This is a genomic window from Nocardiopsis sinuspersici, assembly GCF_001998325.1.
Taxonomy (GTDB): domain Bacteria; phylum Actinomycetota; class Actinomycetes; order Streptosporangiales; family Streptosporangiaceae; genus Nocardiopsis; species Nocardiopsis sinuspersici.
In genome coordinates this window covers 944841-958554 of record NZ_MCOK01000001.1, presented here as the reverse complement: position 1 = coordinate 958554, position 13714 = coordinate 944841, and the positions used below count along the sequence as shown (strand labels likewise).

The 13714-nt window shown below is 72.8% G+C and carries 8 protein-coding genes and 1 riboswitch; of the genes, 4 read left to right on the top strand and 4 right to left on the bottom strand.

Going from position 1 to position 13714, the window contains the following annotated elements; translation table 11 throughout:
- The first annotated feature begins 27 nt into the window (after positions 1-27).
- Positions 28-1071 (top strand): coiled-coil domain-containing protein, encoded by a 1044-nt coding sequence (locus NOSIN_RS04010; protein ID WP_077689437.1) that lies wholly within the window; start codon positions 28-30, stop codon positions 1069-1071.
- A 492-nt stretch (positions 1072-1563) separates the two neighbouring features.
- Positions 1564-2640, top strand: a complete 1077-nt coding sequence (locus NOSIN_RS04005) for a hypothetical protein (protein WP_077689436.1) — start codon at positions 1564-1566, stop codon at positions 2638-2640.
- 245 nt (positions 2641-2885) lie between these two features.
- Here the strand turns inward: NOSIN_RS04005 and metE are convergent, their stop codons facing one another.
- Positions 2886-5204: a 5-methyltetrahydropteroyltriglutamate--homocysteine S-methyltransferase gene (gene metE, locus NOSIN_RS04000; RefSeq protein ID WP_077689435.1), complete on the bottom strand. Its 2319-nt coding sequence runs from the start codon at positions 5202-5204 to the stop codon at positions 2886-2888.
- Positions 5205-5360: 156 nt separating this feature from the next.
- Positions 5361-5553, bottom strand: a riboswitch (cobalamin riboswitch).
- A gap of 239 nt (positions 5554-5792) precedes the next feature.
- Here metE and NOSIN_RS03995 point away from each other — a divergent pair.
- Together NOSIN_RS03995 and NOSIN_RS03990 are read left to right on the top strand one after the other, a co-directional pair.
- Positions 5793-7313: a polysaccharide deacetylase family protein gene (locus NOSIN_RS03995; protein ID WP_077693391.1), complete on the top strand. Its 1521-nt coding sequence runs from the start codon at positions 5793-5795 to the stop codon at positions 7311-7313.
- Positions 7314-7423: 110 nt separating this feature from the next.
- Positions 7424-8965 (top strand): polysaccharide deacetylase family protein, encoded by a 1542-nt coding sequence (locus NOSIN_RS03990; RefSeq protein WP_077689434.1) that lies wholly within the window; start codon positions 7424-7426, stop codon positions 8963-8965.
- A 124-nt stretch (positions 8966-9089) separates the two neighbouring features.
- Here NOSIN_RS03990 and NOSIN_RS03985 read toward each other — a convergent pair whose 3' ends face one another.
- From NOSIN_RS03985 to NOSIN_RS03975, 3 genes are all read right to left on the bottom strand, one after another.
- Positions 9090-10244, bottom strand: a complete 1155-nt coding sequence (locus NOSIN_RS03985) for a quinone-dependent dihydroorotate dehydrogenase (protein ID WP_077689433.1) — start codon at positions 10242-10244, stop codon at positions 9090-9092.
- On the bottom strand, positions 10241-11167 hold the full coding sequence (locus NOSIN_RS03980; protein ID WP_077689432.1) for a proteasome assembly chaperone family protein: 927 nt from the start codon (positions 11165-11167) through the stop codon (positions 10241-10243). The genes NOSIN_RS03985 and NOSIN_RS03980 overlap by 4 nt, the downstream gene beginning before the upstream one ends.
- A 420-nt stretch (positions 11168-11587) precedes the next feature.
- Positions 11588-13339, bottom strand: coding sequence for an ABC-ATPase domain-containing protein (locus NOSIN_RS03975; protein WP_077689431.1), 1752 nt, complete (start codon positions 13337-13339; stop codon positions 11588-11590).
- Positions 13340-13714 lie beyond the last annotated feature (375 nt).

The following is a 13714-nucleotide window of genomic DNA, read 5'->3' as shown; positions in this document are numbered from 1 at the left end:
CGACCGGGCTCAAGGAGCGACCACACCGTGCAGTTCGACCGCCAGAACCGAGTGGACGATTTCGCCGACTTCTGGGCTCCCGATCCCACCGACCCCACCTGGGTCGACCGGGCCGAGGCCATGGCCGCCGCCCTCCCCGCGCTCCTCCGTCCCGGTCGCGCACGGGTCGCCGCCCTCGCGGTGGCCCTGTTCGGAGCCTTCCTGGCCCTTCCCCAGGCAGCCGTCTCGGCGGTGCCGGCGGAGCCCGAGAGCATGAACTCGCTCAAGGAGCGCGCGGACGCCCTGGGCGAGGAGTACAACGGCGAGCTGCGCGACATGGAGGGGGTCATCCAGGAGGCCGAACTCGCCCAGAAGCGCGCCGAGGGCACCCGTGAGGAGGTGGAGGCCGCGCGCGGGCAGGTGAGGTCCCTGGCCGTGGCCACCTACATGGGCGGCGGGATCGACCTGTCGATGCTGCTTTTCGCCGGGACCGAGCCCGACGAGGTCATCGACCGGGCGGTGCTGATCGACTACCTGTCCACCAGCAACCAGGAGAAGATCGACCACCTCGCCCAGGCGCTGAGCCGTGACGAGACCGCCCAGGAGACCGCCGAGGGGAAGCTGGAGCAGGCCGAGGAGGACCTCCAGGAGCTGGAGGAGCGCCGCACGGAGGTGCAGCGGATGATCGCCGACCACCCCGCGCAGCCCATGGGCGGCCCCTACAACATCACCCCGCGCACCGAGCAGATGCGGGCACTGGTCATCGAGGAGTTCGGCGAGGGCGAGAGCGTGGGCGGCGTGGGCTGCTACCGGGCGGTCGGCGGCTGGGTCGTCGGCGAGCACCCCAAGGGCCGGGCCTGCGACTTCATGCTGAACCCCAACGGGAGCATGCCCTCACAGGAGCAGGTCGACCGGGGCTGGGCGATCGCCGAGTGGGCGAGGGAGAACGCCGAGGACCTCGAGATCATGTACGTCATCTACCGCCAGCAGATCTGGGACAGGCGCCGGGGCGACACGGGCTGGCGTCCGATGGCCGACCGCGGCAGCGTCACCCAGAACCACTTCGACCACGTGCACATCTCGATGTGGTAACCCCGGGTGTCCGGCGGGCGTCCGGGCGCTCACCGGAGGCCCCCGCCGGGGATCCCGGTGGTGCGGCGGCGGACCAGCGCATACGCGCGGCCGGAAGCGTCGGCCGCGGGGACGCGTCCCTTTATCCCGGACAGGGCACGTACGTCCACCGGCCGGAATCACGATTGCGTCACTTACGCGGCGAACTCCCTCACAACCGACACAAAACAGTGACGATTCCCCCCTCCGGCCCCGGCCCGACCTGCCCTCGGACCCTCGGGCACAGCTAGGATGCACACGTTCCGGTCCGGTCCGAGGAGTCCCTCGACCCCCGGCCTCCACCCTGGCGGCCGGTGCCCCGGTCTGCCGGAACCCTCCTCACGCACACGGGAAAGCCCCGCCCCACGCCCCCGCTTTTCGCCCGCGGCAGGGCCGCGCGGGAAGTCGTGAGAACCCATCGGCGCACACACGCGTCCCAGACAACACGGTCAGCACACACGGGCGAGGGGAGCCATGAGCGAAAACGGACCTTACAACCAGCCACCGCAGAACCCTTACGGTGGCGGGGACAACAGTGGGGGCCAGCCGCCCTTCGGCCAGCCCTACGGCGACCCCAACACCGGCGGGCAGCCCGGCTACGGCCCCCCCAACACCGGTGGACAGCCCGGATACGGCGCCCCCGCGGGTTTCCCCGGCTCTCCGGAACAGCAGATGTACGCGGGCGGTCAGCCGCCCTACCCCGGCGGCCCCGGTGGTCCTGGTGGTCCCGGCGGCCCCGGTTACCCCCCGCCGCCGCCCCAGCCCTCGGGCGGCGGCAGCAAGGCCGGCCTGTGGGTCGTGATCGGCGGCGGCGCCGTGATCATCGTCCTGGTGATCGCGGTCGTGGTCATGCTCATCACCAACGGCGGCGGCAACGACCAGGCCACCCCGCAGCCCGCCCCCGATCCCTCCCAGGGTGCCGAGGCGACCACCGGCGGGGACGACGGCGGCGACGGGGAGCCCGAGCCCGAGCCCGACACCGACACGGCCCCCGCGGGCGAGCCCCCCTACACCGTGCCGGCCGAGCCCTGTGGCGCCTTCACCGAACAGGTGGTCTCCGACTTCCAGATCAACGACGGCGGCAACAAGTCCGTCCGGGACGAGAACTCCTACTGCGACACCCTCGAGGCCTCGGTCCCCGAGGGCAACCCGGCCGAGGGCTACGCGGCCTTCGAGGTCGTCTACGAGACCCCCTACTCCGCGTCCGACTCCGTCGAGGCCGCCGAGAGCGACTACCAGGCCAACGTCCAGGAGGTCACCGGCGAGGACCCCTACCTCGACTACTACAAGGCCGAGGACGTGAAGGAGAGCAAGGAGGTGGACCTCGGCGACGAGGCCCACTACGTCCTCACGAAGTACGACTTCCTGGGTGACAAGGTCCCCCAGGCCGTGCTGATGATCCGCACCGCCAACCTCAACATCCGGATCGAGTACCAGCTGCACCCGCCCTTCGGCGAGGAGGACTCCTCGGAGGACCTGGTCATGCCCGACAACGTCGAGGAGATCATGCTCAACGCCGGCGCCGACGCGCTGGCCGTGGTCGGCACCTGACCGTCCCCGGACGGCATGGCGTGGGGAGAGGGGCCGCGGCGTTCGCCGCGGCCCCTCTCCCGTACCGCCCTCCCCGGCCGTGCGCGGCCCGGACCCGGTGGCCGGCCGGAGGCGTCGCCGGTGGGGCCGGAGGGCTCCGGCCCCCGGTGATCCCGTACCCGTGGCGGGGTTCGCCGCTCCGGGCGCGCTACGAGTACGGGATCACGGCGCGTGGTGCGGGTCGGCGCGCACCTTTTCCGGTCACCTCACCGGCGCAGGTCGGCGCGTACCCGGCGGGCCGCCTCCACCATGTTGCGCAGGGCCTGTTCGACCTCGGCGTAGCCGCGCGTCTTGAGGCCGCAGTCCGGGTTGACCCACAGGTTTCCGGCGTCGATGTGCGCGACCGCCAGCCGCAGCGCGTCCTCGACCTCCTCCACCGGGGGCACCCTCGGCGAGTGGATGTCGTACACGCCCGGGCCGATCCCGCGCTTGTAGCCGCGCTCCCCGAGGTCGCGTACCAGTTCCATGCGCGAGCGGGCGGCCTCCACGCTGGTGACGTCGGCGTCCAGGGCCTCGATCCCGTCGACGATCAGCCCGAACTCCGAGTAGCACATGTGCGTGTGGACGGTCGTGGACGGCGACACCCCAGAGGTGGCCAGGCGGAAGGATCCCACCGCCCAGTCCAGGTACTCCCCGCGCCGCTCCTCCCGCAGCGGCAGCAGCTCGCGCAGGGCCGCCTCGTCCACCTGGATGTGGCGGATCCCGGCGCGTTCCAGGTCGGCGGCCTCGTCGCGCAGTGCGAGGCCCACCTGGCGGGCGGTCTCGCCCAGCGGCTGGTCGGTGCGCACGAACGACCAGGCGAGCATGGTCACCGGTCCGGTCAGCATGCCCTTGACCGGCTTGTCGGTGCGCGACTGGGCGTAGGTGGTCCACTCGACCGTCATCGGCTCGGGGCGCGAGACGTCGCCGAACAGGATCGGCGGGCGCACGCACCGCGAGCCGTAGGACTGCACCCAGCCGTTCGAGGTGGTGGCGTAGCCCTCCAACTGCTCGGCGAAGTACTGGACCATGTCGTTGCGCTCGGGTTCGCCGTGCACGAGCACGTCCAGGCCGATCTCCTCCTGGAGTGCGACGACCCGGTCGATCTCCTCGCGCAGGATCTGCTTGTAGGCGTCCTCGGACAGCTCTCCCCGGCGGTGCGCGGCACGGGCGCGGCGCAGCTCCGGGGTCTGCGGGAACGATCCGATCGTGGTCGTGGTGAGCGGGATCTCCGTGGGCCTGCCCCGGTCCTGGGGGCGCTCGTAGGCCTCCGGGCCCAGCGCGTCGAGGCGCGCGCGCACGCGGGCGTCGGTGAAGGCCGGGGGACGGACGCCGCCCCCTCCGGTGTGCTCGGCCTCGGCGCCCTCGGAGAGCACGCGGCCGAGCAGGGCCACCTCCTCCGCCTTCTGCCTGGCGAAGGCCAGGGCTTCGCGCAGCCCGGGGGCCAGGGAGGTCTCGGCCTCCAGGTCCAGGGGCACGTGCAGCAGGGAGCAGGAGGTGCTCACGGTGAGCTCGTCGGTGAGGGCGAGCAGTGTGCCGAGCGTGGCCGCGGCGGCCGGGACGTCGGTGCGCCAGACGTTGCGGCCCTCGACCACGCCCGCGACCAGGCGGGTGGCCCCCAGGCCGGAGACCTGTACCAGGTCGTCCACGCCCTCGTCGTCGGTGACCAGGTCCAGGCCCACGGCCTCGACCGGGGAGTCCTTGAGGACGCGCAGGGCGGGCGCGCCGATGGAGCCGAAGTAGGTGGAGACCAGCAGGGCGGGACGGTCGGAGAGGGAGCCCAGGCGCTGGTAGGCGCGCTCCAGGCGGCCGACGGCGGCACGGCCCTCGTCGGTGGCCAGGATCGGCTCGTCCAGTTGGACCTCGGTGGCGCCGGCGGCCCGCAGCTCGCCGAGGAGCCGGGCGTAGGCGTCCAGGAGCTGGTCGAGCAGGACGATGGGCTCCCACCCCTCGGGAGCGTCGTCGGCGGCCTTGGCCAGCATCAGGAAGGTGAGCGGGCCGACCAGGACCGGGCGGGTGTGGAACCCCGCCTCGGCGGCCTCGCGGAACTCGGCGACGGGCTTGTCCCCGACCAGGCGGGGACGGGTGCTCGGTGACAGCTCGGGGACCAGGTAGTGGTAGTTGGTGTCGAACCACTTGGTCATCTCCAGCGGCAGGGCTCCCTGCTCGCCGCGGGCGAGGGCGAAGTAGCGGCGCAGCTCCTCGTCCCGGTCGTCCGCGGCGGCGGGCGGGGCGAAGCGCGGGGGGACCAGGTCGAACAGGACCGCGGTGTCCAGGACGTGGTCGTAGTAGGAGAAGGTGTTGGACGGGATGTCGTCCACGCCGGCCTCGCGCAGCTGGGCGTAGACGCCCCGGCGCAGGTCGGCCGCGACCGCGTCCAGCTCCTGGGCGCTGGTCCCGCCCCTCCAGTAGGACTCGCTGGCGCGCTTGAGCTCCCGGTGGGGGCCGATACGCGGGTAGCCGTGCACGGTGGAGCGCACGGAGGCGGGAGGTGGGGACGCGTCCGGGGAGGCGGGGGCCTCCGCGGGCCTGGGTGTCTCGGTCATGAGCTTCTCTCCCTCGTCGAAAGCCGGGTACCGGCCACGAGGCGGAGCGAGGAGCGGACCCGCCGGTGAACGCGCCGTGAGCGCACACCCGCCGCCGTCCTCGGCCCTCCCTCGGGGCGCGGGACCACCGGCGGCACGGGTGCGCCGCCGGGTGGAGGCAGGTCTTCGGACTCGGGGGCTCGGACGGTGCGGACACCGTTCCTCCTACTGGCCGCCGCTTCCCGGTTTCCGACCTTTCCGACCGGACTACCAGTGCTTGTGGCGACGCTCGTTCCCCCATACCGCTGCGGGGCAGTCCCGGATTCGCACCGGGTTCCCTCTTGCGACACGCCCCTCCCCACCGGGTACCGTCCCGACCGCGGGGTGGCGCGTGTACCTTCCACGGCTGCAAGTATAGGGAGACCCCTCGCCCCTGTACCCGGCGTACACCCCCTGTGTCCGGCCCCACGGCGTGAACCCCTGCCGCACGACCGGCATCACACCCGATGTGAAACGTCGCGCGGGCGAGTCTCCCCTGTCTCTCCCCGCGGACGTTCGTTCGACGATGAGCGCGGAGATCCCCTGGTGAAGAAGCACTCCCATCCGACCATGGACCCGGACCACCCCCTGATCACGGTTCTGGTAGCGCTACTGGTTCTGGCGGGAATGGTGTTACTGGCGGCCCGGCCCTCCGACGAGGCCGGTCCGCCGGCGGACGAGGCACCGGCGGCCGCCGCCGAGGAGAAGAAGGCGCCGCCCCGGGCCGAGGGCGGCCCCGACGGGCTGACCGTGGTGGACGCGGCGGACGTGGTGGGTGTCGGGGAGGCCGAACTGGCCTACGACGGCGGGATCCCCGCCTCGGTGACCTACCCTGTCATCCCCAACGCCGAGCCGCTGGCCGACTTCCTGAAGCGCGAGCTCGACGCCGAGGTGCGCGCCTTCGAGGCCGCGAGTCCCGGCGCGGTCTCCTTCGAGGCGGACTGGAACCTGACCACGGCGGGCGACGGCCTGGTGGGGGTCCGGATGACACGGGTCGAGACCGACTCCGAGGGCTCCAAGGAGGGGTACACCACCTACTGGTACGACACCGCCACCGCCCAGCACCACCCCTCCACCGCCCTGATCGCCGGACAGGAGGAGCTGGAGGAGCTCAACGCCCTGGTGCGCGAGACGGTGGGCGGCAAAGACGGCGGCCTCCACCCGATCAGCTCCCTGTACGACTCGATGGGGTTCAACCCCGACGGGGACCTGGTCGTGGAGTTCGACGCCGGACAGGTCGCGGCCGCGTCGGAGGGCCGCGCGTACGCGGTGGTCGACGCGGAAAGGGCCGGGGCGCTGCTGTCCGAACTGGGCGCGCGCGTGCGCGACGCGGCGACCGTGGGCGTCGAGGACTTCGAGATCCCCACCCCGCCCCCGGCCGGCGGGGACGGCGGTGGTGACGCTCCCGTGCCCGGGGAGCTGAGCCCGACCGACGACGGCGTCGACTGCTCCGACCCCGACACCAAGTGCGTGGCGCTGACCTACGACGACGGCCCCGGCGGACGCACCTCCGAGCTGCTGGACGTCCTGGCCGAGCACGACGCGCGGGCCACCTTCTTCCTCACCGGCCACCCGGTCATGGAGCACCCGCACACGGTGCGGCGCGCCTACGCCGAGGGGCACGAGCTGGCCAACCACACCCTGAACCACCCCGACCTGGCCGCTCTGGGCGCGGGCCGGGTGCGTTCGGACCTGAACACCGTGCAGGCGCTGGTGTACCGCGAGACGGGATACCCCATGAACCTGATGCGTCCGCCGTACGGCTCCACCGACGACGGCGTGGCGTCGGTGACCGCCGACATGGGCCTGGCCCAGATCCTGTGGAGTGTGGACACCCTCGACTGGAAGGACCGGGACGCCTCGACGGTCCGCGACCGGGTGCTGAAGGGCGCCTCGGAGGGCGCGATCATCCTCATGCACGACATCCACGGCACCACCATCGACGCCGCCGGCTCGGTCATCGAGGAGCTGGACGCGCGCGGGTACACCATGGTCACCGTGTCCCAACTGCTCGGAACCACGACCCCCGGCGAGACCTACCGCGACGGGGTTCCCGACACTCCCGAGGAGGACGCCCGGGCCGACGCCTAGGCATGTGACGGTGACCACATGCGGTCACCTCCACGGGACCGGGCACGACGTCCTCTATGTTGCTCCCATCAGCCACGTCAGCCTCCGCGCAGGGATGAGGGAGTCCGGTGTTGTCGTCGACCCGAGTTCGTCCGAGCGAGGCCGTCCGGTGTCCGGTGGACGGAAGGCGCGGACCGCGGGAGCGCAGACCGCTGTGGCCCGCGGCCGTGCTGGCGGCGCTGGTCCTGCCGCTGGCGGCCTGTGGCGTCCAGGAGGCCACCTCCGGGGTCGAGGATCCGGAGCTGATCACGGTCCTGTTGGACGAGCCGGGTGAGGGGGTCACCGAGTGGCGCGGTGACGCGGGCGACTTCGCGGACCACCCGTACAAGCCGGAGGGCCTGGAGGTCGACGTCGCCTACCCCCGGTTCGAGGGGGCCGAGGCCTTCTCCCGGGGGCTGGCCGCGCGGGTGGACCAGGAGGTACGGGACTTCCGCGGCGCCAGCCGGGACCCGGTGAGCCTGGGCATCGGGTGGGAGGTGGCCGCCGCCGGGCACGGTGTGCTGGGCGTGCGTCTGGTGCGGACCGAGGAGGACTACCACGGGCTGCGTCAGGGATACGGGACGTACTGGTACGACACGGCCACCGGCCACACCGCGTACGCCACGGAGCTGCTGGCCGACGACGCGGCGCTGGAGAAGCTCAACGGGATCGTGCGCGAGGCGTTCGCCGGGGATCCGGACGTGGACGTGGAGAGCCTGCACCCGGTGATGCGCACGTACGACTCGATGGGGTTCAACACCGACGGGGACCTGGTCGTGGAGTTCGACGACGGTCACCTGTCCCCGGTCGTGGAGGGCCATCCGCCGACGTCGGAGCCGGGGCGGATGGTCGCGGTCGTGCCCTCGGAAAAGGCCCTGCCGCTGCTGTCCGACCTGGGTGAGCGGGCGCGGAGGGCGTCGCTGGCGGAGGATCCCGTACTGGCGGTGGAGGCCCCGAGCAACGCCCCGGGCCCTTCCCCGGGGGTGCCGGGGGTGGTCTCTTCCGGTGGCACGGACGTGGACTGCGCGAAGGACAAGTGCGTCGCGCTGACCTTCGACGACGGCCCGGCCAAGACGACACCGCACCTGCTGGACCTGCTGGCGGAGGAGGACGTGACGGCGTCGTTCTTCCTGAACGGCGACCCGGCCCTGACCCGGCCCGGCGTGCTGCGGCGCGCCTACGCCGAGGGGCACGAGATCGGCAGCCACAACGACCTGCACGAGCACATGCCGAAGCACTTCGCCGGCGAGGAGCTGGCCGGCCAGGTGGCCGCGGTGAGCGCGATGGTACGCCGCCAGACGGGTCACACCGTGAAGCTGTTCCGGCCGCCGTTCGGGGACAGCTCGCCGGAGGTGCTGGGGGAGATCGGCAGGCAGGGCATGGCCGAGATCCTGTGGAGCCGGGACAGCGGGGACTGGACCGGCGCGAGCCGCGACGAGATCGTGGAGAACGTGGTGGGGCAGGCCGAGCCCGGCGCGGTGGTGCTGCTGCACGACACCCTGGCCCCGACCCTGGCGGCGGCGCCGGAGATCATCGAGAGGCTCCGTGGGCAGGGGTACGTGTTCGCGACCGTCAGCCAGGTCTACGGCGGCCCGGAGGCCGGTGAGAGCTACCCGCCCGAGGGCCTGGCCTGACGGCCGCGCGAAGACCCTGCGGGTGCGCCCGCGGGGTGGGCGCGGGCGCACCCGCGGGGGCCGGGGGTTGCCCGTACCCCCGGCGTCCGGGCACGGGCGAGGCGCAGCCTTGGGAAGAGAAGCTCTAGCCGCCGGTGGCGGCCGCGGAGTCCGGCCGCTGCCCGGTGTCCGCGGGAGCGGGGACGTCGGCGCCGACGGCCTCGCCGATGGAGCGGTAGCCGGCGGAGCGGACCAGCCGGGCGAGGCCCCGGTGGATACGGCGGGGCCAGAGGGGGCCGCCGTAGATGAGACCGGTGTAGCCCTGCACGAGGGTGGCTCCGGCACGGATGCGGGCCCAGGCGTCCTGTGGGGTCTCGATGCCGCCGACGGCGACCAGGGTGACGCGGTCGCCCACACGGGCGCGCAGGCGGCGCAGCACCTCCAGGGAGCGCTGCTTGAGCGGAGCGCCGGACAGGCCGCCCGCGCCGGCGGCCTCCACCTGGTCGGCGGAGGTGGTGAGGCCCTCGCGGGAGATGGTGGTGTTGGTGGCGATGATGCCGTCGAGGCCCTCGGCGAGGGCGAGGTCGGCGACGGCGTCGACGTCCTCGTCGGCGAGGTCGGGGGCGATCTTGACCAGGAGGGGCAGGTCCGGGTGGCCGGCCTCGGCCATGGCCTCGCGCACGGCGGCCAGGAGCGGGCGCAACTGCTCCACGCCCTGGAGGTTGCGCAGCCCCGGCGTGTTCGGCGAGCTGACGTTGACCACCAGGTAGTCGGCGTAGCGGGCCAGGCGCAGGGCGCTGACGGCGTAGTCGGCGGGAGCCTCCGCCTCGGGGGTCACCTTGGTCTTGCCGATGTTGACGCCCAGTACGGGGCGGCGTCCGCCGCGCCGGTGGTGGAGGCGCTCGGCGACCAGGGCCGACCCCTCGTTGTTGAAGCCCATCCGGTTGACGATCGCGCGGTCGCCCACCAGCCGGAGCAGGCGCGGTTTGGGGTTGCCCGGCTGGGGCTGGGCGGTGACGGTGCCGATCTCCACGAAGCCGAAGCCGAGCGCGGCCAGTCCGGCGGGGCTCTCCGCGTTCTTGTCGAAGCCCGCGGCGAGCCCCAGCGGGCCGGGGAACTCCCGGCCCAGGGCGTGCACGGTCAGCTCCGGCTCACGCGGCCCCAGGACCCTGCCCATCGCGGCGGCGACGCCGGGGAGGGCGGTCACGCCGCGCAACGCGGCGAAGCTGAGCCTGTGGACCTTCTCCGCGTCCACGCGGCGCAGGACCGCGCGGAAGACAATCTGGTAGAGCACGGTCATCCGTTTCCGTCGCCCTCGCGCTCTGCGAGGTAGCGTTCGAGTTCCGCGCCGAGCTCGTCGGCGGTGGGCAGTTTGGCCTCGTCGTCGGCCAGCGGGAGCGTGGGACGTTCCTCGGGGTCGGTCTGCGAGGACATGATGTCGTCGTACTGGCGCTCCAGGTTGGCCACGACACGCTGGACCTCCTCGGAGGCCGCGACCTGTTCGGCGATGTCGACGTCGGTCGTCCGGGCGGCCTCCTCCAGCTCCGCGGTGGGCAGGGCCAGGCCCGTGGCCCCGGCCACGTACTCGGTGGCGGCGATGGCCGCGCGCGGGTACTGGGACTGGCCCAGGTAGCTGGGCACGTGGACGGCGTAGCCGACGAAGTCGTGACCGCTCTCGCCCAGCCGGTACTCCAGCACCGAGACGGCGCTGCCGGGCACCTCGACGCGGCCGATCCACGGGATGTGCTCCTCGACCAGCTCGGGGCGGGTGGAGTGCGGGGTGACCGTGATCGGCCGGGTGTGCGGAACGGCCATGGGGATGCCGTGGGTGCTGATGGACAGCGTGACGGAGAAGTGGTCGACGAGTTGGCCGACGGCGGCGGCGAAGGCCTCCCACTCGCGGTCCGGCTCCGGGCCGTGCAGGACCAGGAAGGGGGCGTCCTCCTCGTCGTGCATCCGGTACAGGGCCAGCTTGGGCGCGTCGTAGGCGGTCCAGGTGTTCTCGACGAAGGTCATCATCGGACGGCGCGACCGGTAGTCCACGAGGCGGTCGGCGTCGAAGGTCGCGACCTCCTCCGCGGTGAACCGCTCGAACAGCGCCGTGGCCATCTGGCGTCCGGTGTGTCCGGCGTCCACGAAGCCGTCCAGACAGACGAGCATCGCCAGCCCGGCGACGTCGTCGAAGCCAGGGTGGAGTTCGTACAGGTCTGCGGGATCACGCACCGGGTTCTCGTCTCCAAAAGGGTCGGGGTCGCAGGGCCCGTGTTCACCCGGCGGCCGGGACACGGCCGGACGGGCCCGGCTTGGTATCGCCTGGGATGTTGTGCCCTGCTTTTCCACAATACCGATCCGGCTCCCCCGGAACTGAGCCGCACGGTGTCCCCCCACCGGATCGGTGGGAGCCGGTTCCCCCGGAACCGAGCCGCACGACGTCCCCCCACCGGATCGGTGGGAGCCAGCTCCCCCGGAACTGAGCCGCACGGTGTCCCCCCACCGGATCGGTGCGAGCCGGCTCCCCCGGAACTGAGCCGCACGACGTCCCCCACCGGATCGGTGAGAGCCGGCTCCCCCACAGCCGAGCCGTGGGACGTTCCCCACACCCGGAGCGGTGCCCCCACCGCACGGCGGGGGCACCGCTGCCCGTCAGCGCAGGTCGGCCACCCGCAGGGCACGCAGCCGGTTGAGGACGGCGGCGACCTCGTACCGGCGCGGCAGGACGTAGTCGCCGCCGAAGTCGGAGCCGAGCAGCGTGACTCCCCTTCTGCCCAGGGCCTCGTCCAGGGAGTCGAGCGCCTCGGCGAGGGTGCGGGCGCCGTCCATGTGGCGGCCGCCGACGAGTTCGCGCAGGGCGAGACCGGCTCCGGTGATCTGGCCGGGGTCGGCGAACTGCTCGATCGCGCGCACGTCGATGTCGCTCTCGCCGAACACCAGCACGTCGGTGTCGCGGCGCTTGATCCTGCCCCGGCCGCGCGCGGTGGTGTCGTCCACGGAGGCGGGGTCGACCACACGGGCGCGCGGCAGGGTGAAGTCGGCGTCGACGCGCTCGTGGGCCAGCGCCCGGGCCTGGTCGGTGACGTCGTGCGGGTGGTAGGCGTCGAGCATGACGACCTGGTCGGCGACGTCGAAGTAGTCGCCGCTACCGCCCATGACCAGGACCGTGGACACCCCGTGCTCGCGGTACAGGGGTCGGACGAGGTCGATGAACGGGACCAGGGGCTCGCGGTCGCCGTGGACGAGGGCCTGCATGCGCTCGTCGCGGATCATCAGGTTGGTGGCGGTGGAGTCCTCGTCCACCAGCAGCGTGTGCGACCCCGCCTCCACCGCCTCGCAGATGTTGGCGGCCTGCGAGGTGGATCCCGAGGCGTTCTCGGTGCGGAAGTCGCTCGTGTCCGCGCCGGTGGGCAGGTTGCGCACGAAGGGGCTGACGTCCACGCGCTCGACCCGGCGGCCCTCCTCGGCCCGGATCTTGACGGCGTCGTCCCTGGTCACCACGAGTTCGCGCCCGTCACCGGGCACGTGGTCGTAGACGCCGCGCTCCAGGGCGTGCAGCAGCGTGGACTTGCCGTGGAAGCCGCCTCCGACGATGAGGGTGATGCCCTCGGGGACTCCCATGCCGCTCACGGTGCCCCGGTGCGGCAGGTCGACGCTCACCCTCAGGCTCTCGGGTGGGCTGAAGGGCACGGCGCCCCGGGTCATGGGCTCGTCGCTGACGCCGCTGCGCCGGGGCAGGACGGCTCCCTCCGCGACGAAGGCGACCAGGTTCCGCTCCGCCAACTGGGCGCGCAGGGCGACCGTGTCGGCGACGGTGTCGGCGAAGGCGACGGCCTCCTCGGTGTCGATCTCCTCCCAGTCCAGGTCGTCGACCAGGTCGGGCAGGGTCCGGCACAGCTCGCGCTCGGCGGTGCGGCCGTCGATGCGGCGGCCGTGGCCGGGCAGGTCGATACCGATGCGCAGGTCGATGCCGCCGTCGGTGAGCTGGCAGGAGGAGCGCTCGATGACCTCCTGGCCGCCGGTGTCGATCTTGAGCAGCGATCCCCGCAGCAGCCTGCGTGCGCGCCGCCCCAGGTAGTCGGCGGTGGCGCGGCGGCGCACCGGGTCGCCCCAGGCGCTCTTGGGGATGCCGGTGTCCGGGACGAGCACCCGCACGCGCGAGGGCGGGGCGAAGGGGTCGGACTGGACCCGCTGCACGGTCAGGGTGAAGTCACCGAAGTCCCAGTCGCCCTTGAGGGACTTGTAGCGCCCGTAGGAGGCCCCGTCCATGCGCAGCAGCTCGCTGGAGAGCCTGGCCTCGTCGCGGACGCCGCTGATGGGTTCGGGCTCGGGTTTGCGCCCGCCGCCGCGGCCTCCACCGCCGCCGTACCGGCGCCCCTGGCCGCCCCCGTACCGTTCCGCCATGGCTGTCCCCCTGGGTGTCGCTTCTGCTGCTCCGGCCAGGTTAGGCGTTTCGCGGATCCCCCGCAGAGGGCCTGTGGACACACCGCGGGCGCCGCGGGACGCACGGACCCGTGTCCGCGCCCGGGAGCGGTGGGGCCCGGACACGAGACCGGCCCCGGGGGGTGCCGGGGCCGATCTCTCGGGGGTACGCCACACCTTCCTCCGGCACCAAGGGGGTGCGCCGGAGAGTGTGGCGGGCACCTCCCCGGGAGGGGTGGGGAGGTGCCTCGGTTCAGTTTTACCGGAAGTCGGGGGCGTGCGCGGGGGAAACCCGGATTTCGTCGGCCCCGGAGGCGTTTTCGAAGGTCACCGGGGGTTCTCCGGCGCTCGTTGTGC

Bases quoted from the DNA above. Each gene is read 5' to 3' on its own strand.
- NOSIN_RS04005 (WP_077689436.1), top strand. From the start codon at position 1,564: ATGAGCGAAAACGGACCTTACAACCAGCCACCGCAGAACCCTTACGGT.
- metE (WP_077689435.1), bottom strand. From the start codon at position 5,204: ATGACCGAGACACCCAGGCCCGCGGAGGCCCCCGCCTCCCCGGACGCG.
- NOSIN_RS03995 (WP_077693391.1), top strand. From the start codon at position 5,793: ATGGACCCGGACCACCCCCTGATCACGGTTCTGGTAGCGCTACTGGTT.
- NOSIN_RS03985 (WP_077689433.1), bottom strand. From the start codon at position 10,244: ATGACCGTGCTCTACCAGATTGTCTTCCGCGCGGTCCTGCGCCGCGTG.
- NOSIN_RS03975 (WP_077689431.1), bottom strand. From the start codon at position 13,339: ATGGCGGAACGGTACGGGGGCGGCCAGGGGCGCCGGTACGGCGGCGGT.